General features: G+C 75.8%; 13 protein-coding genes. 12 read left to right on the forward strand and 1 reads right to left on the reverse strand.

All coding sequences use genetic code 11. The features are described from left to right. Positions 1-4 precede the first annotated feature (4 nt). The 4 genes from AB0G08_RS26280 (at position 5) to AB0G08_RS26295 (ending at position 4030) form a co-directional block, all read left to right on the forward strand. Positions 5-940 (forward strand): TauD/TfdA family dioxygenase, encoded by a 936-nt coding sequence (locus AB0G08_RS26280; RefSeq protein WP_358092427.1) that lies wholly within the window; start codon positions 5-7, stop codon positions 938-940. A gap of 27 nt (positions 941-967) precedes the next feature. Continuing rightward, on the forward strand, positions 968-1774 hold the full coding sequence (locus AB0G08_RS26285) for an alpha/beta fold hydrolase (protein WP_358092429.1): 807 nt from the start codon (positions 968-970) through the stop codon (positions 1772-1774). 36 nt (positions 1775-1810) lie between these two features. Next, positions 1811-2989 (forward strand): class I SAM-dependent methyltransferase, encoded by a 1179-nt coding sequence (locus tag AB0G08_RS26290; protein WP_358092431.1) that lies wholly within the window; start codon positions 1811-1813, stop codon positions 2987-2989. A gap of 237 nt (positions 2990-3226) precedes the next feature. After that, positions 3227-4030 (forward strand): SGNH/GDSL hydrolase family protein, encoded by an 804-nt coding sequence (locus AB0G08_RS26295; protein ID WP_358092433.1) that lies wholly within the window; start codon positions 3227-3229, stop codon positions 4028-4030. A gap of 195 nt (positions 4031-4225) precedes the next feature. Here the strand turns inward: AB0G08_RS26295 and AB0G08_RS26300 are convergent, their stop codons facing one another. Continuing rightward, the gene (locus tag AB0G08_RS26300; protein ID WP_358092435.1) at positions 4226-5839 is read right to left on the reverse strand and encodes an RICIN domain-containing protein; all 1614 of its coding nucleotides are present in this window, start codon (positions 5837-5839) and stop codon (positions 4226-4228) included. A gap of 544 nt (positions 5840-6383) precedes the next feature. Between AB0G08_RS26300 and AB0G08_RS26305 the strand changes: the two genes are divergently transcribed. The 8 genes from AB0G08_RS26305 to AB0G08_RS26340 form a co-directional block, all read left to right on the forward strand. After that, positions 6384-9665, forward strand: coding sequence for an amino acid adenylation domain-containing protein (locus AB0G08_RS26305; protein WP_358092437.1), 3282 nt, complete (start codon positions 6384-6386; stop codon positions 9663-9665). After that, positions 9658-10725, forward strand: a complete 1068-nt coding sequence (locus tag AB0G08_RS26310) for a TauD/TfdA family dioxygenase (protein WP_358092439.1) — start codon at positions 9658-9660, stop codon at positions 10723-10725. Before AB0G08_RS26305 ends, AB0G08_RS26310 begins: the two co-directional genes overlap by 8 nt. Next, positions 10722-11744 (forward strand): TauD/TfdA family dioxygenase, encoded by a 1023-nt coding sequence (locus tag AB0G08_RS26315; RefSeq protein ID WP_358092441.1) that lies wholly within the window; start codon positions 10722-10724, stop codon positions 11742-11744. The genes AB0G08_RS26310 and AB0G08_RS26315 overlap by 4 nt, the downstream gene beginning before the upstream one ends. After that, entirely contained in the window at positions 11741-17086 is a 5346-nt protein-coding gene (locus tag AB0G08_RS26320; RefSeq protein WP_358092443.1) for an amino acid adenylation domain-containing protein, read from the forward strand. The genes AB0G08_RS26315 and AB0G08_RS26320 overlap by 4 nt, the downstream gene beginning before the upstream one ends. After that, a complete protein-coding gene (locus AB0G08_RS26325) occupies positions 17079-17831 on the forward strand; it encodes a thioesterase domain-containing protein (RefSeq protein ID WP_358092445.1) in 753 nt (250 codons plus the stop codon). The genes AB0G08_RS26320 and AB0G08_RS26325 overlap by 8 nt, the downstream gene beginning before the upstream one ends. Further along, positions 17828-18532, forward strand: a complete 705-nt coding sequence (locus tag AB0G08_RS26330) for an alpha/beta fold hydrolase (RefSeq protein WP_358092447.1) — start codon at positions 17828-17830, stop codon at positions 18530-18532. Before AB0G08_RS26325 ends, AB0G08_RS26330 begins: the two co-directional genes overlap by 4 nt. Then, on the forward strand, positions 18525-19367 hold the full coding sequence (locus AB0G08_RS26335) for an SDR family oxidoreductase (RefSeq protein WP_357868344.1): 843 nt from the start codon (positions 18525-18527) through the stop codon (positions 19365-19367). The genes AB0G08_RS26330 and AB0G08_RS26335 overlap by 8 nt, the downstream gene beginning before the upstream one ends. Further along, a partial coding sequence (locus tag AB0G08_RS26340) for a hypothetical protein (protein WP_358092449.1) occupies positions 19364-19568 on the forward strand: 205 nt, incomplete at its 3' end. The genes AB0G08_RS26335 and AB0G08_RS26340, both read left to right, overlap by 4 nt.

Below are 19568 nucleotides of genomic sequence, written 5' to 3' on the forward strand. Positions count from 1 at the left end.
TGGAATGACCGAGCACGCGAGCTGGAAGCCGTTGGAGATCACCCCGGAGAGCGCCGGCTGCGCGCCGAGCGCCGAGGGTCTGGTCGGCCACCTCCGCGAGCTGGACCTGGCGGAGGTGCTCACCGCCGAGAAGGCGCTCGTCTTCCGTGGCTTCGGGGTGCGGCCGGAGACCCTGGACCCGGTGATGGACCTGCTGCTGCCGAGGCGACTGGCCTACGTGCACGGCAACTCGCCCCGTACCAAGGTGGGCCGCAACGTCTACACCTCCACCGAGTACCCGGCCCGCTACACGATCTCGATGCACAACGAGCTGTCGTACGCCGCCCGGTGGCCCGCCCGGCTGCTCTTCTTCTGCCAGATCGCGGCCGAGACCGGCGGCGCCACCCCGGTCGTCGACGCCGCGCTGTGGCTCGACTCGCTGGACCCGCAGCTGCGCGCCGACTTCGCCGGTGGCCTGCGCTACCAGCAGAACCTGCACGACGGCATGGGGCTGGGCAAGAGCTGGCGGGAGACCTTCGAGACCGACAGCCGCGACGAGGTCGAGGAGTTCCTCGCCGGCGCCGGCGCCACCTGGGAGTGGACCGCCGACGGGCTGCGGGTGACCCAGCTCCGGCCGGCCACGCTGCGGCACCCGGTCACCGGCGCCGAGGTGTGGTTCAACCAGGCGGACCAGTGGCACCCGGCCGGCCTGGACGACGACATCGCCAGGGTGATGACCCAGGTGATGGGGCCCGACGAGCTGCCCCAGTCGGTGACCTTCGCCGACGGCTCCCCGATTCCCGACGAGTACGTCACCCAGATCCGTGACCGGGGCCTGGCGGCCGCGGTCGACGTCGACTGGCGGGTCGGCGACCTGCTGCTGATCGACAACGTGCTCACCGCGCACGGCCGGCGCCCCTACACGGGTGACCGCCGGGTGCTGGTGGCGATGTCGGACTGACCGGCGCGACCGAGGAAGGTGCCCCAGATGTCCCCGCCCCGCCCCGCCGGCGGCGATCCGTGGCTGCGGGTGTTCCGGGGCGGCGCGCACGCGGGGCTGCGGTTGGTGTGCCTGCCGCACGCCGGCGGCTCGGCCGGCTTCTTCCAGCCCTGGGCGGCCCGGCTGCCGGACTCCGTCGACCTGCTCGCCGTCCGCTACCCGGGCCGGCAGGACCGGCTCGCCGAGCCGTGCGTCGAGGAGATGGACCTGCTCGCCGACCGGGTCACCGAATCGCTCACGCCGTACCTGGACCGCCCCCTCGCCCTGTTCGGCCACAGCATGGGCGCCTCGGTCGCCTACGAGGTGGCCATCCGGCTGGAGGACCGGCTCGGGGTCGTGCCGAGGGTCCTGTTCGTCTCGGGGCACGGCGCACCGCACGTCACCCGCCTCGACCAGCGCCCCGACGACCTCGACGACGAGGAGTTCCTCGCCCGGATCGCCGCGCTCGGCGAGGTGGATCCGGTGGTCTTCCGCTCGCCGAAGCTGCGGGAGCTGGTCGTGCCGGCGCTCCGGGCGGACCTGCGACTGATCCACGGCTACCTGCCGCGCGCGGCACGGGCGGTGTCCGCGCCGATCAGCGCGTACCTCGGCACCGGGGATCCGGCCTGCGACCGGGAGTCGGTCGCCGCCTGGGCGGAGCTGACCACCGGCGGCTTCCGGCTGCGGGCGTTTCCCGGCGACCACTTCTACCTCGTGCCGGCGCGGACGGAGCTGCTCGCGGACCTGACCGCGCAGCTCGACGGCCGGCCGACCACACCCCGTGCCGCGGCGACCGTGACCGGGCACCTGACCTGACCGGCACCGCCGGATGAGCACCGTGGAGGGCGCATCGTGACCGCACCGGACGTCGAGGCGACGCCGTCGCCGCTCGTGGACGTGGACCAGGAACGCCATGCGCGGTTCCGGGCCTCCTTCGAGGCGGTGACGGACTTCGGGCGGCGGCTGCTGGCGGCCCGGCTGGCCGCCGCGGGCGTGCTGCCCGCTGCCGGGACCACCGCCGGCCGGGACGAGATCCTGGCCCGCCTCGCGGTGGCATCCGGCTACCAGCGGCTCGGCGACGCCCTGCTCGACCTGCTCGAACGCGCCGACCTGCTGCGTCGGCGGGACGACCGGCTCGCCGTGACGGAACGGGCCGCCGAGGCGGCCGGGCTCGCCGGGGACGACGCGGTCGACGCGACGGCGGCGGCGCTGCGGCGCGAGCACCCGGAGGCCGCCGGGTACGTGCCGCTGCTGGTCGCCTGCCAGACGCAGCTCATCGAGGTGGTGCGGGGCGACCGACCGGCGAGCGAGGTGCTCTTCCCGGGCGGCTCGGCCGACCTGGTCGCCGCGATCTACCGCGACAACGTCCAGCTGGACTTCTACAACCGGCTCTGCGCCGCGCGGGTGCAGCAGCACGTCCGGCAGTTCCTGCGGCGCTATCCCCGGTCCTTCGCCCAGGTCATGGAGGTGGGGGCGGGGACCGGCGGCACCACCGGCCCGGTGCTGGACGCCCTGGCGGACCGGGCGGAGCGGGTGCGCTACTTCTACACCGACGTGGGGCCCGCGTTCCTGCGGCTGGGGCGGCAGCGCTTCGGCGTCACCCGGCCCCACGTCGACTTCGCCCGCTACAACGTGGAGGGGGCGCCCGAGGACCAGGGCTTCGAGCCCGGTTCGATGGAGGTCGTCCTGGCCAGCAACGTCCTGCACGCCACCCTGCGGATCTCCACCGCGCTGCGGCACTGCCACGCGCTGCTCAAGCCGGGCGGCATCCTGGTGGTCAACGAGATGACCAGCCGCCTCGACTACAACACGCTGACCTTCGGCCTGGCCGAGGGGTGGTGGCGGCACGCGGCCGACGAGCCGCGGGTGCCGGCGTCCCCGCTGCTGGACGTGGCGGGCTGGCGGGCGGCCCTGGGCCGGGCCGGCTTCGTCGACGTGCAGGCGCACGCCGTGCCCGGGCTCGACGCCGCCGAGCAGGTGCAGACGATGTTCGTGGCGACGGCCACCGGCCCCGGCGGGGCGTCCCGCTGACGTCCCGCCCGCCCGCGCACCCCAGGACCGGGGCCGCGTCCGTCGAGCCGTGGCCCCACGGCGGCGTACGGCCGAGGCCCCGGTCCGGGGCGTGCCACCCCTGCCGGCGGGCGGCCCGGGTACGGGAACCCGGTACATCTTTGCCGCTACCCCTAAATCTTTCGGCAAGATCTTTCGTTCACAAATATTCGGTGATATCAATCTCGCACTCGATTCCTCCTACCCCCGGAGTGCGACGTGCGGAGAACCCGTCTCGTTTCCCTCGCCCTGAGCCTGGCCACGGCTCTCGGCGTCAGCCTCACCCTGGCCGCGCCCGCCCAGGCCGCAGCCACCGACCGCTACGTGGCGCTCGGTGACTCGTACGCCTCGGGCGTGGGCGCCGGCAGCTACACCAGCGAGAGCGGCTCCTGCCAGCGCAGCACCAACGCCTACCCGGCCCTGTACGCCGCCAACATCAAGCCGGCGTCGTACCGCTCGGTCGCCTGCTCCGGTGCCACCACCACCAGCGTGATCAACACGCAGCTGTCGGCGCTCAGCTCCACCACCAGCCTGGTCAGCGTCACGGTCGGCGGGAACGACGTCGGGTTCGCCAGCATCATGTCCACCTGCGTGCTCCAGGGCACCACCCAGTGCGTCGCCGCCGTCCAGGCCGCCGAGGACAAGGCCCGCGCCCAGCTGCCCGGCCTGCTGCGCAACGTCTACAACGGCATCAAGACCCGGGCGCCCAACGCCCGCGTGGTGGTCGTCGGCTACCCGGTCTTCTACCAGCTCGGCACGGTCTGCGTCGGCCTGAGCGCCACCTCGCGGGCGAAGATCAACGAGGGCATCAACCTGGTGGACGACATCACCCGCAGCGCCGCCGTCGCCGCCGGCTTCAAGTTCGCCGACGTGCGGTCGCAGTTCGTCGGGCACCAGCTCTGCAGCTACGGCGAGAAGTGGCTGCACGCGCTCAACTACGCCAGCCTCGGCGTCTCGTACCACCCGACCGCGGCCGGCCAGTCCGGCGGCTACTACCCGGTCTTCCGCTCCGTCGCGGGCTGACCGGCACGTTCTCCGTCCGGGCGGACCCCGCCCCGCCCCCCTCGGGGCCGGGACCGCCCGGACGGGAGGGCGGGGCGCGGTCCGCCCGCGCGGCGTCCGCGCCCCGCCCGACCATCCGGCGCCCCGGTCGGACCGGAACCCCGGACGGCCGGAGCGGCCCCGGACGGCCGGAGCGGCGTGCCGGGCCCGGCCCGGTCAGCAGCGGACGATCGTGGAGTTGCTCAGGCCGACGTTGCTGATGGTCAGGTTGTCCGCGCAGGGGTTCTCCATGATCCGGCTGTTCACCAGGGTGAAGTTGCGCAGCGTGATGTCCCGGTTGCCGGGGAACTCGGAGCGCTCGGCCAGCCGCACCTCGCCGCCGCCGCTGATCGTGCCGCCGCCGGCCGCGATGTCCACCCCCTGGCAGTTCTCGATCAGGATCGCGTTGTTGCCGGTGTCGGCGATGTCCACCCGGTCGATGACGGCGCCGCCGGACTCGGAGACGCAGAAGATCCCCCGGCCGCCGCCGCGCGCCCGGACGGTGCCCACCCGGACGTTGGTCGGGTAGCCGGAGCCGACGCGCCCGTTGCGGTTGGCCATCCGGAAGGCGGCGTACCCCGTGCCGGCGCCGGCGTTCTCGGCGTCGACGGTGGTGACCGTGGCGTTGACGGTCTGGTTGAGCAGCAGGCCCGACTCGCCCACGTCGCGCGCGGTGACGGTGCCGATGGTCAGCCCGTCCACGCCGTACGTCTCGACCGCGTGGGAGCTGGCGCCGGAGACGTACGCGCTGTCGATCCGGACGTTGCGGGTCCACTGGCTGGTGTCCCCGCGGTTGTCGATGCGGATGCCGAGCCCGCCGCCGAGGCGCATGTCGATCCGGCCGAGGACGACGTCCGTCACGTTGCGCAGGAAGATGCCGTAGAGCGGGGTGCCCGTGACGGTGAGGTGCCCGACCTCGACGTGGCTGGTGCCGCGGGAGTAGATCGGTGCCTGGTCACCGCTGCCCGAGCCGGTGACGTTGATCGTGCCGCACACGTCGATCGCCGTGTAGCTGGGCAGGGAGATCCGTGCGCCGGCGCTCATCGAGCCGGAGCCGCGGACGACGACGCGCTGCTTGCTGGTCCGCCCGGCGCTGAGGCTGTTCACGGCGGCCTGGACGGCGGCGCGCATGTCGCTGCCGGTGTGCACCGTCGTGGCGCCGTTGCGGGCGGTCCAGGTGCCGCCGCTGAGCACCGCCTCGGCCTGGAACGCGCCGCTGCCGCAGCCGCCCCCGCCGGAGCCGAGGCCGACCAGCTGCCACTGCTGGTTGGCGCCGTCGAGATCCTGGTACTGCGAGATCATCGCACCGTCCGCCGTGGACCACTGCCACACGTCGAGCGCCTTGTTCGAGTGCCGGTTGACGAGGCGGACGTATCCACCGGCGGAGTCGGCGAGCCGGAAGTGCTGGCGGGTGTTGCCGCTGGCGGCGGTGTTCTGGACGAGCTGGACGCCGTCTGCGGCGCTCGGCAGCTCCAGCACCTTGCCGCTGTGCGCCGAGCGGATCTGGTGGTAGCCGCCGCCCACGTCGACGAAGCGCCACTGCTGCACGGCCAGGTCGTTGCGGGCGTACTGGTTGACCGGCGCGCCGTCGGCGGTGGACCAGCCCCACAGGTCCATGGCCTTGCCGCTGTGCCGGTTGACGAGGACGTAGCTGACGCCGGGGTCGACGGTGGCCGCCGCGGCGGGCCGCGGACCGACGGCCGCGGCGGCCCCGACGAGCGCCAGGGCGGCCGTGGCCACCAGGGCGAGGCGTCGGCGGGTGGGGGGTCTGTCCGGGTCGGGGGGTGTCATGGGGCTCCTTCGGCTGGCGAGGGGCGGCCGTCGCGATCGCGCGGGCGCACCGCGAGGGCCACTCCGGACTGCGGGAGGGCCGCGCGACCGCCTCGTCGCGGCCGCTAGCGATCCACCTCCCTCGATGTCATGGCCATGGTAAACGCTTTCCTTCGGTCGCGTGAGGATCGTCGGTCGGGGCCGGCCGCCGGCGACCGGGAGGCTGCCCGATTCCTGACAGTCGACCGGGCCCCGGGTCGGGTCCGCCGATCGCGCGGCGGGCCGTCTGCCGTGGTGGCGCGCCCCGCGGCGGCCCGATCGTCCACGGGAACGGCCAAGACTGGGATTCCACGAAGGCGCCACCGACGTCCCGAATGGTGAGAGACATCTTGGCAGTGGAATCGGCGGTCGTGGACTCTCTCTGCGGAGAGCGATGGCTTGGTGGCTCAAGGTCACGATGCGTCATCGTCTGCGGTCGTCGACCTGGCAGAAGGCGCGCGGCCGATCACTGTAGGTAGTGGGGGGAGTGCTCGGTGGGACGCGTCATGCCAGTCTGCGGTTCGAGGTGAGCGCACCCGCGCGCTCCGCCGGGCCGGTGCGTCGGTCCACCCCGTCCCGCCCGAACGTCCGCCCGGCCACCGTCGACACCCTGCACCGCATGGTCGAGGCCCAGGCCGACCGGACCCCGGACGCGGACGCCGTGTGGTGCGAGGGGCAGGTCCTCACCTACGGCCGACTGGACGAGGCGGCCAACCGGTTGGCCGCGCTCCTCGTCGACCGGGGGGTGCGTCGGGGGGACCGCGTCGGCGTCTGCCTGCCCCGCGGTTCCCGGCTCGTGGTCGCGCTGCTGGGCGTGCTCAAGGCCGGCGCTTGCTACGTGCCGCTGGACCCGGCCTACCCGGCTGCCCGGGTCGCCTTCATGACCGAGGACTCCGGGGCGCGGCTGGTGCTGACGGTGGCCGACCTCGCCGACCGGTTCGGCGACGCCGCGCTCCGGCTCGACGACGTCGACCTCGACGCCCGGCCGGCGACCCGGCCCGACCTGCCCGCCGACCCGTCCGACCTGGCGTACGTCATCTACACCTCCGGCTCGACCGGCCGGCCCAAGGGCGTGGCCATCGAGCACCGCTCGGCCTCCGTGCTCATGCACTGGACCCGGGAGACCTTCACGGACGTCGAGCTGGCCGGCGTGCTCGCCGCGACGTCCGTCTGCTTCGACCTGTCCGTCTTCGAGATCTTCGGCCCGCTCTGCTGGGGCGGGCGGGTGGTGCTCGTGCGCGACGCGCTGGCGCTGGCCGCGCCGGACGCCGGCCGGCTGCCCGTCGCCCTGGTCAACACCGTGCCGTCGGCGATGAGCGAGCTGCTCGCGGCCGGCGCGCTGCCGGAGGGCGTCCGCACCGTCTGCCTGGCCGGCGAGCCGTTGACCGCGGCGCTCGCCGCCCGCGTGCTCGCCCGGCCGCACGTACGCCGGCTCTGCAACCTCTACGGGCCGTCCGAGGACACCACCTACTCGACGTGGGCGGAGGTGCCGGCCGACGGGGGAGACCCGCCGATCGGCCGTCCCCTGCCGCACACCCGCGTCTACCTGCTCGACCCCGACGGCCGGCCGGTGCCGCCCGGCGAGCCGGGAGAGTTGTACCTGGCCGGCGCCGGGCTGGCCCGGGGATACCTCAACCGGCCGGAGGAGACCCGCGCGCGCTTCCTGCCCGACCCGTTCCGCCCCGGGGAGCGGATGTACCGCACCGGCGACCGGGTCCGGCTGCGCCCGGACGGGCAACTGCAGTTCCTCGGCCGGCTGGACGACCAGGTGAAGCTGCGCGGATACCGCATCGAGCTGGGCGAGGTGGCTGCGCGGCTGGCCGCCCTGCCCGGCGTCCGCGAGGCGACCGCCGCGGTGCGGACCGGACCGAGCGGCGACCCGCTGCTGGTCGGCTACCTCGTCGGCGAGCGCCGCGACGACGTGCGGGAACTGCTGCGGGAGACGGTCCCCGCCCCGCTCGTGCCGTCCGCCGTCGTCTGGCTGGACCGGTTGCCGACCACCCCCAACGGCAAGGTGGACCGGGCGGCGCTGCCCGCGCCGGAGGTCGCCGTCGCCGCGACCGACGCCGAGGGCGCGCCGCTCACCGGCTCCGCCGCCACGGTCGCCGCCGTCTGGCGGGACGTGCTCGGCCTGCCCGTGGACCGGGCGGACGCCGACTTCCTCGCCCTCGGCGGCGACTCCCTGCTGGCCGTGCGCTGCGCCACCCGGCTCGCCGCCGCGACGGGCCTGCCGGTCGCTCCGGCGGCGCTGTTCACGCACGCCACGGTGGCGGCCCTCGCCGGCCACCTCGACGACCTGCGCCGGGCCGCCGGCCCCACCGGGGCGGTTCCCGGATCCGGCGGGCCCGCCACGGACGCCGCGACCGCCGGCGCCGCGACGACCGTCGACGACGCACCCGCCGGCGGGCCGGGGCGCCCACCGGCGGGCGGTACGCGCCCCGCCGCGCCCGTGGACACCGCCCCGCTCTCCGCCGCGCAGACCCGGCTGTGGTTCCTGCACCAGCTCGACCCGGCCGACACCTCCTACCTGGTGTCGTTCGCGATCCGGCTGCCGGCGGGGACCGACCCGGAGGCGCTCGGCCGGGCGCTGCGCCGCGTGGTGGCCCGGCACCCGGCGCTGCGCACCGTCTTCCCGTCGACCCCGGACGGCCCGGTGCAGCGGGTCCGGGACGACCTCGACCTGCCGATGGTCGTCGCCCCGCCCCGTCCCGGGGTGCCGCTCGGCGCGCAGCTCGACCAGCTCGCCGCCGCCGAGGCGCGTACCCCGATGGACCTCGCCGCCGGCCCGCTGCTGCGCGCCCGGCTGGTCGCCGCCGACGACGGGCGGGCGCTGCTCCTGGTCGCCCACCACATCGTCTGCGACGACTGGTCGTTCAGCGTCATCGTGCGGGACCTGGGCCGCGCCTACGGCAGCGAGGTGGCGAGCGCCGGGGCGCCACCCCCGTGGCCGGCCGGTCCGGCGACCGGCCCGGCGGAACTCGCCGTGGCCCAGCGGGACTGGCTGGCCGCCCCGGCCGGGCGGGAGGCGGTGGCCGCCGTGGTCGCCGCGCTGCGCGGCGCGCCGACGGTCCTGGACCTGCCCGCCGCACCGGCACTCGCCGCCGCACCGCCCCGCGTCGGCCGGCCCCCGGCCGGGGCCGCCCTGCGCACCCGGATCGACGACGGCACCGCCGCCGTGGTCCGGGACCTCGCCCGCACCAGCCGGGCCAGCCTGCACATGGTCGGGCTGGCCGCCTTCGCGGCGCTGGTCGCCGGGGAGACCGGCCGCACCGACCTGCTGATCGGTGTCGCCTTCGCCGGCCGGACCAGCGTCGCCGCCGAGCAGAGCGTCGGCTGCTTCGTCAACACCATGCCCCTGCGCCTGCGGCCCGGCCCGGACCGGTCCTTCGCGGACCTGCTGGACGAGGCCCGCCGGGTGACCCTCTTCGCCGCCGCCCACCAGGACGTGCCGTTCGACGTCGTCGTCGAGCGGCTCCGCCCGGCCCGGCAGCCGGACCGCAACCCACTGGTCCAGGTCGCGTTCGGCGTGCAGAACGCCCCGGCGGCCCGGCACGTCGACGCGTCCGGCGCCGAGTTCGTCGGGGTCGAGCTGACCCCCGACACCGCCCGGCTCGACCTGACCCTCTGGCTCGACGAGCGCCGGGACGGGCTGGAGGCGCTCTGGACCTACCGCACCGACCGCTTCGACGGCGGACTGGTCGCCACGTGGCACCGCCGCTTCACCGCATTCCTACGCGGCGCGGCCGCCGATCCCCGGCGCAGCCTCGCCGAATGTGCCCACACCCTGGGGGGAACGAGAGATGAGTGAGCAGACCCCGGCCGCGCCGGTGATCCCGCGCCGCAGCCGCGAACGGTCCCTGGTCGACGTGCGCCCCGACTGGCCCGGCGGGCCCCTGCCGGCCCTCGTCCAGGCCAACGTGCCCGACGTGGACCTGGCCGCCTGGCTGGCGGGCAACCGGTCCACCGTGGACGAGCTGGCCCGCCGCGCCGGCGCCGTGCTGTTCCGTGGCTTCGCGGTGGACGGCGCGGCCGACTTCCGCACCGTGATGGCCGCCCTCTCCGACGACGTGCTCAGCTACGGTGAGCGCTCGTCGCCGCGCAGCGAGGTGACCGAGGGGGTGTACACCTCCACCGAGCACCCGGCCGACCAGCCGATCGTGCTGCACAACGAGCAGTCGTACACGGTGAACTGGCCGCTGCGGATCGTCTTCCACTGCGAGACCGAGCCCGCCGCCGGTGGGCGCACCCCGCTGGCGGACAGCCGCCGGGTGCTCGGCCGGCTGCGGCCGGAGACGGTCGCCGGGTTCGAGCGCCGCGGGGTGCTCTACCGGCGCAACTACCTGCCGGGGATCAGCCTGCCGTGGCAGACGGCCTTCCAGACCGACAGCCGGGCCGAGGTGGAGGCGTACTGCGCCCGCGCGCTGATCGACGTCGAGTGGGTCGGCGAGCAGCAGCTGCGCACCCGGCAGGTCCGCCCCGCCGTGCGGGAGCACCCGGTGACCGGGGAGCGGACCTGGTTCAACCACGCCCTGTTCTTCCACGTCACCTCGCTGCCGGAGGAGGTCAGCGTCGGCCTGCGCGCGTCCCTGGCGGAGGAGGACCTGCCCTACCAGACCGCGTACGGCGACGGCACGCCCATCGGCGACGACGTGCTCGCCGAGCTGCGCGCCGCGTACGCGGCCGAGACCCGCTCCTTCGCCTGGCGGCGCGGCGACGTGCTGCTGGTGGAGAACATGCTGGCCGCGCACGCCCGGGAGCCGTTCACCCCGCCCCGACGCATCCTGACCGCGATGTCCGACCCGGTGGCCGCGCCCGAGCTGGCCGCCGCCACCGTCGCCCCCGCCGGCGCGAGCGGGGTGCGGTCGTGACCGGGCCGGCGCCGCGTCGGCGCGGCACCGGCGCCGGCGCGGTCGCCTCGCCGGTGTCCCGCCGGGTGCTGGTCGACGACACGTTCGTGCTCATGGTGGAGGCCGCCGTGCCGGACCTCGACCTGGCCGGGTGGCTGGCGGGGCGCCGCGACGAGCTGCTGCGCGACCTCGACGCCCACGGGGCGGTCTTCTTCCGGGGCTTCGAGGTGGCCACGGCCGACGACTTCAGCCGGGCCGCCCGCGCGGTCAGCCCGGACCTGCTCGGCTACCTGGAACGCGCCGCGCCCCGGCACGAGGTCGCGGAGAAGGTCTTCACCTCCACCGAGTTCAACGCCGAGCAGTGGATCCCGCTGCACCACGAGATGTCGTACTCGCACAACTGGCCCACCCACCTCTACTTCTGGTGCGCCCAGCCGGCCACCGGCAGCGGCGGCGCGACCCCGCTGGCCAGCGAGCGGGTGGTGAGCCCGCGCATTCCCGCCGAGGTGCGGGAGCGGTTCCTGCGTCACGGGGTCAGCTACGTGCGCAACTACGGCCCGCACCTGGACCTGCCCTGGCAGGAGGCGTTCCAGACGACCGACCGCGCCGAGGTGGAGAAGTACTGCGCCGACTCGGCGACCGAGTACACCTGGCTGGACGGGGACGGGCTGCGGACCCGGGCCCGCCGGCAGGCGGTGGCGACCCACCCGCGCACCGGCGAGACGGTCTGGTTCAACCACGCCCACCTGTTCCACGTCTCCAACATGCCCGCCGAGGTCTCGGCCGCCCTGCTGCGCGAGTACGGGCCCGAGGGGCTGCCCCGCAACGCCTACTACGGCGACGGCGAGGCGATCCCCGACGAGGTGGTGGCCGGCATCCGGGACCTGTATCGGGAACACGCGGTGTCGGTTCCCTGGCAGCGCGGCGACGTGCTGGTGGTGGACAACTTCCTGGCGACCCACGGTCGCGAACCCTTCAGCGGCGACCGGCAGATCCTGGTCGCCATGTCCGACCTCTACCTCAACCGGAGCGTGGTGTGAACGGCTACCGTCTGTCCCCGATCCAGCGGCTGGCCTGGTCCGGGGCGCAGGACCTGGTCCGCGCCCGGGTGCTGCTCGACCGCCCGCTGGACCGCGCCCGGCTGCAGAGCGCCCTGGACGCGGTCGTCGCCCGGCACGAGGCGCTGCGCCTGACCCTGGTGCACCACCCCGGGCTGCGGGTGCCGCTGCAGGACGTCGACGACGGCCGCAGCGTCGTCGTCGGCGCCCAGGGCGAGCTGTCGGTGACCGTCACCGACGAGGCCCTGGAGCTGGCCGCCACGCCGCTGATCGCCGACCCGGCGAGCCTGCGGCTCGTCCTCGCCGACCTGGCCCGCGCCTACGCCGACGGCCGGCTGCCCGACGACGCCGACGCCCTGCAGTTCCTCGACGTCACCGAGTGGCAGCTGTCGGAGCGGCAGCAGGCCGACGTCGGCACACCCGCCGCGCCGGCCGCGCGCCTGGTCACCCCGCACGGCGACGACCCGGCCGAGGTCGGCACCGCGACCGTGCCGGCCACGGCGCTGACCGCCGCCGCGCGGGAGGCCGGCGTCGGCGTCGCGAGCCTGCTCCTCGCCGCCTGGGCGCTCGCGCTGTCCCGCCGGGCCGAGCCGCCCGCCGGCGTCGACGACGCGGACCTGGTGCTGGCCCGCTGGAGCGACGGGCGCCAGGCCAGCGGGACGGCCGGCGTCGTCGGCCCGCTGGGCGGCTACGCGCCGGTCCGGCTGGGCCTGCCGCTGCCGGCCGCGCCCAAGGCGCTGCTCGACGAGGTACGCGCGGCCGAGTCCACCGCCGAGGAGACGTTCCACCTGGTCGACCCGGTCGGCGAGCACTCCGACGCGGTCGCCGGTTTCGCCGTCGTGCCGGCCGGCGACCCGGCGGCCCTGGGCGGCCTGGGCGCCACCGCCGTCGAGGTCTCCGCGCCGCCCGCGACGGCCGGCCCGCAGCTGACCGCCGTGACCGGCGACGACGAGGTGACCCTGCGGGTCGTCGGGGGCCGCTGGCTGCTGGAGGGCCTGCTGGCGATCCTGGGGACGCTGCCCCGGGCGCTGGCCGACGGCACGCCGCTGGTGCTGACCGGGGAGTCGGAGGCCCGCTGGCTGACCGAGGCGGCCGGCGAGCCGTCCCGCGCCGCGGTGCGCACCATCGTCGAGCTGCTCGACGACGGGCTCTCCGGCGCCGACCAGGACGCCCCGGCGGTCGTCGCCGCCGACGGCACGTACACCGTCGGCGAGCTGCGCGACGTCGCGGCCCGGGTCGCCGCCGGCCTGGTCGAGCGGGGGCTGCACCGCGCGCCGGTGGGCGTGCTCGCCACCCGGTCCCGGGAGACCGTCGCCGCGTTCCTCGGCGTGCTGCGCGCCGGCGCGGTCTACGTGCCGCTGGATCCGGCGGCGCCGGCGGAGCGGCTCGCCGCGCAGGTCCGCGCGGTCGACGCCGGGCTCGTCGTCGGCACGGGCGGCCCGGCGGGGACCGCCGCCGCCACCGTCGCCGAGTTGGCCGCCGGCACCGCGACGGCGGCCGTGCCGACGGTGGCGCCGACCGATCCCGCCTACGTCATCTTCACCTCCGGCTCCACGGGCACCCCCCGACCGGTCCAGGTCTCGCACGGCGCCGCCGCCCACCTGGCGTACGCGTTGGAGGAGACCGTGTACGCGGGCGGCCGGGCCGGGCTGCGGGTGGCGGTGAACGCCCCGCTCACCTTCGACGCCTCGGTCAAGCAGCTCGTGCAGCTGGCCCACGGCCGCAGCCTGTACCTGGTGCCGGAGGACGCCCGGCGCGACGGCGCCGAACTGGCCGCCGTCCTCGCCGACAACCGGGTCGACGTGCTCGACCTGACCCCCTCCCAGCTGCGCATCCTGCTCGCCGGCGCCGGCGGCACCCGGCTGCCGGAGCTGCTGCTGGTGGGCGGCGAGGCGATCCCGCCGGACCTCTGGGACACCCTCGGCGCGCTGCCCGGCGTCCGGGCGGTCAACCTGTACGGGCCCACCGAGTGCACCGTGGACAGCACCACCGCCGAGATTCGCCCCGGGACGGCGCCGACCATCGGCCGTCCGCTGCCGGGCGTCGGGGTGTGGGTCCTCGACGACCGGCTGCGGCCGGTGCCGCCCGGCGTGGCCGGCGAGCTCTGCGTCAGCGGGCCGCAGCTGGCCGACGGCTACCGGGGCGACCCGGAGACGACCGGCCGCCGGTTCGTCCGCGCCGCCCTGCCCAGCGGGCGCACGGAGCGGATCTACCGCACGGGCGACCGGGTGCGCGTCGACGCCGAGGGGCGCCTGCACTACCTGGGCCGCCTGGACGACCAGGTCAAGATCCACGGCTTCCGGGTGGAGCCGGGCGAGGTGGCCGCGACGCTGCGGGCGCACCCGGAGGTCGCCGACGCGGCGGTCGTGGCCCGCGACGACGACGGGCACGGCGACCGCCTCGTCGGCTACGTCCGCCCGGCCGCCACGGCCGTCGGCGTCGACCTGGACCGGGTCGCTGGGATCAACCCGCACGAGACCCGCTACCTGTACGACGAGATCTTCGTGCAGCGGGTCTACCTGCGCGACGGCATCGTGCTGCGCCGAGGCGCGACGGTCTTCGACGTCGGCGCCAACATCGGCATGTTCTCGCTGTTCGTCCACGCCGTCTGCCCGGACGCGACCATCCACGCCTTCGAGCCCGTGCCGTCGGTGGTGGCGGCGCTGCGGCGCAACGTCGAGGAGTTCGGCGTGCCGGCGACCGTGCACCCGGTGGGCCTGTCCACCGCGTCCGGGCAGGTCTCCTTCACCTACTACCCGGGCTACTCGATGATGTCCGGCCAGGCCGCGTACGCCGACCCGGCGGCGGAGGTCGCCGTGATCAAGCGGTTCCTCGCCAACGAGCGGGACCGGGGCGAGACCGACCGGGACACCCTGCTGGAGCGGGTCGACGAGCTGCTCGCGGAGCGCTTCGACGGCGCCGAGGTCACCGTCGACGTACGCCCGCTGTCGAAGGTCATCGACGAGGTCGCGCCGGACCGCATCGACCTGCTCAAGATCGACGTCCAGCGGGCCGAGGCCGACGTGCTCGCCGGCATCGAGGAGCGGCACTGGCCGCTGATCGCGCAGGTCGCCATGGAGGTGCACGACGCCGTCGGCACCGACACGGAGGGGCGCCTGGACGAGCTGATCGCCCTCTTCGAGGAGCGCGGGTTCGACGTCGTGACCCGCCAGGACGACCTGCTCACCGGCACCGACCGGCACACGCTGCACGCCGTGCGCCCCGAGTACGCCGCCGACCCGCGGCCCGCGGTGGCGGTGCCGGACGGCCCGGCCGCCGGCCCGCTGGAGGCCCGGCTGACCGACTGGCTCGCCCAGCGGCTGCCCGCCCACCTGGTCCCCGCGGCCGTGGTGCTCCTCGACGACCTGCCGCTGACCCGCAACGGCAAGCTCGACCGGGCCGCGCTGCCCGCGCCGGAACTCGACCGGGCCCGGCGGGAGCCCGCCGTGGCGCCGGCCAACCGGGCCGAGGAGATCCTCGTCGAGGCGTGGCGGGAGGTCCTGGGCACGCAGTCGGTCGGGGTGACCGACAGCTTCTTCGCCCTCGGCGGCGACTCGATCCGCAGCATCCAGATGCAGGTCGCGGCGAACCGGCGCGGGCTGTCGTTCCGGCTCGGCGACATCTTCGTCCACCAGTCGGTCCGGGAGCTGGTCGCGCACGGCGAGATCACCCTCACCGAGCCCGGCGCCGACACCGGGGACGCCGCCGCGGCCGACGCCGGCACGGCCGGGGTGGCGGAGCCGTTCGCCCTGGTCGCCGCCGCCGACCGGGACCGCCTGCCCGCCGGGCTGGCGGACGCCTACCCGATGACCGCGCTGCAACAGGGCATGGTCTACCACTGCGAGCTGACCGGCGACCCGGCGATGTACCACAACGTCACCGCCCACCGCGTCGACGCGCCGCTGGAGGCGGAGGCGCTGCGCGCCGCGCTGGCCGACCTGGTCGCGCGGCACCCGGTGCTGCGTACCGGATTCGCGCCGGGCGCCTGGTCCGAGCCGCTGCAACTGGTGCACGCCGAGGTGCCGGTCGAGGTGCCGGTGACGGAGCTGGCGGACGCCGACGACGCCACCCGCCGGGCCCGCGTCGACGAGCTGGTCTCCGCCGAGCGGGTGCGGCCCTTCGACTGGGACCGGCCGCCGCTGCTGCGGCTGCACGCCGTCCGCGACGACGCCGACACCTTCACCCTGATCGTGGCGGAGTGCCACGCCATCCTCGACGGCTGGAGCCTGCACCTCTTCCTCGGCGAGCTGCTGGCGGCGTACGACCGGCGCCGCGCCGGGCTCGCCGTGCCGCACCGGCCGACGCTGCCCTTCCGCGCCTACGTGGCGGCGGAACGCGAGGCCGTGGCGGACGCGGGGTCGCGCCGGTTCTGGCTGGAGGGCGCGGGCGGCGTGCCGCCGCTGCTGCTCGGCGGGGCCGGGCCGCGGATCACCACCACCCGGCGGGTGCCGCTGGAGGCGTCCACCACCGACGCCGTCACCGAGGCCGCCCGGGCCGCCGGCGTACCGGCCAAGTCCTGGCTGCTGGCGGTCCACCTGCGGGTGATCGGGGAGGCCGCCGGCCGAAACGAGGTGGTCACCGGGCTGGTCGTCGGCGCCCGGCCCGAGGCCGAGGGGAGCGACGCCACGCTCGGGCTGTTCCTCAACACCCTGCCGGTGAGCGCCGCGCTGGGCACCCGGTCGCTGGCCGAGCTGGCCGTCGACGCCTGGCAGGCGGAGCGGTCGCTGATGGGCCACCACCGCTTCCCGCTCGCCGAGATCGTCCGGGCGGGCGGGGCCGGCCCCCGCTTCGACCACTTCTTCAACTGGACCCACTTCCACGGCGGCGCCGACGAGGGCGAGGGCGGCAGCAGCCGGATCGTCGAGAGCCGGGGCATCACGGTGGACGTGGCGTTCACCCTCGCCGTCGACGTGGAGGTGGACCCGGCGACCGGCCGGCTCGCCCTGACCCTGCAGTACGACGCCCGGCACGTCGACGAGGCGCGGGCCGACCGGCTGGCCGAGGCGTACCGCCGGCTGCTGGCGACCGACCCGACCGCGCCGCTGCCCGCCGTCGGGCCGTCGGGCCCCGTCGTCCCCGCCCCGCGCGACGGGGACGCCCGGGACCGCTGGGCGGCCCGCGTGGCGTCGGTCTGGCAGGAGGTCGTCGGCGTGGCGCCGCGCGGCGAGCAGGCGGAGTTCCTCGCCGCGGGCGGCGACTCGCTGCGCGCGCTGCGCCTGGTCACCGCGCTGCGGCAGCGCCACGGCAGCACCATCACCCTGCCGGAGTTCGTCGCGCTGGGCAGCTACGGCGCCGTGGTGGAGCGGGTGACCCGCGATGGCTGAGAACCCGTGGCTGGTGGTCCGGGCGCCCGTCGCCCGGCCCGCCCTGCGCCTGTTCTGCCTGCCCTACGCGGGCGGCAACGCCGGGGCGTTCGAGACCTGGCGGGCGGGGCTGCCGCGCGCGGTCGAGGTGAACGCGGTGCAGTACCCGGGCCGCCGCGAGCGGGCCGCCGATCCCGCGCCACGGCGGATGACGCCGCTGGTGCAGGCCCTCGAGGCGGCCCTGGCGCCGCACCTGGACCGGCCCTACGCGGTCTACGGCGACTGCCTCGGCGCGTACGTCGCGTTCGAGCTGGTCCGCCGGCTGGAGCGGCGCGGGCACCGGCCGGCCGACCGGCTGGTGGTCTCCTCGGCCGTCGCCCCGCACCGGGCCGAGGTCGAACCGGACCACTCCGGCGCCGACGACGCCACGTTCCTCGCCGAGCTGGTCGCGCTGGGCACGATGCCGGCGGCCGTCGCCGCGCACCCGGAGCTGGCCGCCGCCGCGCTGCCGGCCGCCCGCGCCGACTTCGAACTCGGCCGCAGCTACCGCTACCGCGACGCCGGCCCGATCGGCGTCCCGGTGACCGTGATCCGCGGCGACGCCGACCCGCACGTCGGCGACGTCGGCGCGGCGGCGTGGGCCGACCTGACCACCGCCGGCTGCGCCACCGTCACCGTCCCGGGCGGGCACGACCTGCTCGCCCGGGCCGACCCCGGACTGCTCGGCGCCGTCCGGTCCGCCCTCCTCGGCAAGGAGCCGTCTTGACCGTCACGTCACTGCTCTGCTTCCCCTACGCCGGCGCGGGCGCCTCGGTGTACCAACCGTGGCAGCGGGTCGCCCCGCCCGACCTGGAGATCGTCCCGGTGCAGTTGCCGGGCCGGGAGAAGCGCTTCGTCGAGGAGCCGTACCGCCGCATGGACCAGGCCGTCGACGGGCTCCTCGACGAGGTGCTCGAACTGGTCGCCGGCCGCGACCGGGTGGCGCTGTTCGGCCACAGCATGGGCGCGGTGCTCGCGTACGAGATGGCCGGCCGGCTGGCCCAGGCCGCCGGGGTGCGGCTGGCGCACCTGTTCGTCAGCGGCTCGCCCGACCCGTGGTCCGGCCGGGACCGCACGGCCGCCGACCTGCCCGACGACGAGTTCGTCGCGCGGGTCGAGGAGTTCGCCGGCTACACGCACCCGGCGCTGGCCGACCCCGACATGCGGGAGCTGCTGCTGCCGACCCTGCGCGCCGACGTGGAGCTGCACGAGGGCTACCGGCCGGGCGGCGACAAGCGGCTCGACGTGCCGGTGACCGCGCTGCGCGGTGCCGACGACACCCTGGTGGCCGCCGCCGAGCTCACCGGCTGGGACCGGGTCACCTCCGCCGGGTTCGCCTCGCTCACCGTTCCCGGCGGACACATGTACCTCGCCGACGACCCGGCCGAGCTGCTGGCGCTGGTGCGACGGAGGCTGGCCGGTGCCTGAGCCGACGCCGGGCCGGCTGGCCGGCAAGACCGCGATCGTCACCGGCGCCGCGCGGGGGCTGGGCAGGGCCTGCGCGACCGCCTTCGCGGCGCAGGGCGCCGACCTGGTTCTGGTGGACGTGGCCCACGACCTGCCCGGCGTGCCGTATCCGCTCGGCTCCGCCAGCCAGCTCGCGCACACCGCCAAGCTCTGCGCGGAGCTGGGGGTGGCCGCGTACCCGGTCGAGGCCGACGTCCGGGACCTCGACGCGGTCCGGGCCGCCGTCGCGCTCTGCGTGGACCGGTTCGGCCGGGTCGACGTCCTGGTGAACAACGCCGGGATCGCGGCGCCCTCCGGCAAGCCGGTGCACGAGATCAGCGAGCAGGAGTGGCAGCTCATGCTCGACGTGGACCTCTCCGGCCCGTGGCGGATGGTCAGCGCGGTCGGCGCGGTGATGTGCCGGCAGCGCGCCGGGAGCATCGTCAACGTGGCGTCGACCGCCGGCCTGGTCGGCTACCGGCACTTCGCCGGGTACGTCGCCGCCAAGCACGGGCTGGTCGGCCTGACCCGGGCCGCGGCGCTGGACTACGCGCCGCTGAAGGTGCGGGTCAACGCCCTGTGCCCCGGCTCGGTGCGCGACGACCCGTACGTCGAGGGCCGGATGCTGGCCGAGATCGCCCGGTCGCTGGAGGTGCCGGTCGCCGAGCACGAGGAGACGTTCGTCCAGGCCCAGCCGATGAACGCGCTGATCGAGCCCGACTCGGTGGCCCAGGCCGCCCTCTGGCTGGCCTCGGACGAGTCGTCTCAGGTCACCGGCTCGGTCATCACCGTCGACGGAGGATTCACCACCCGATGAGCAGCCGTCCACAGCCCACCAGACAGCAGTCCGACCCGGGCCGCTCCTGCCACGCGGCGGCGGTGGCCGTCGCCGGCGACCCGGACGAGGTCGCCGACCGGTTCGCCGCCGCCCTGGCGCGCCGGGGCCTCGCCGCCGCCCGGCTCTGGGTGGACCGGGTGCCCGCTCCGGCGGCGCGGCGGGCGGCGGCCACCGGAGCGG

The organism is Micromonospora sp. NPDC023644, assembly GCF_040640115.1.
GTDB lineage: Bacteria > Actinomycetota > Actinomycetes > Mycobacteriales > Micromonosporaceae > Micromonospora.

Excerpts from the sequence above, each read along its gene's own strand:
- AB0G08_RS26285 (WP_358092429.1), top strand. The coding sequence starts at position 968 with ATGTCCCCGCCCCGCCCCGCCGGCGGCGATCCGTGGCTGCGGGTGTTC.
- AB0G08_RS26300 (WP_358092435.1), bottom strand. The coding sequence starts at position 5,839 with ATGACACCCCCCGACCCGGACAGACCCCCCACCCGCCGACGCCTCGCC.
- AB0G08_RS26325 (WP_358092445.1), top strand. The coding sequence starts at position 17,079 with ATGGCTGAGAACCCGTGGCTGGTGGTCCGGGCGCCCGTCGCCCGGCCC.
- AB0G08_RS26310 (WP_358092439.1), top strand. The coding sequence starts at position 9,658 with ATGAGTGAGCAGACCCCGGCCGCGCCGGTGATCCCGCGCCGCAGCCGC.
- AB0G08_RS26280 (WP_358092427.1), top strand. The coding sequence starts at position 5 with ATGACCGAGCACGCGAGCTGGAAGCCGTTGGAGATCACCCCGGAGAGC.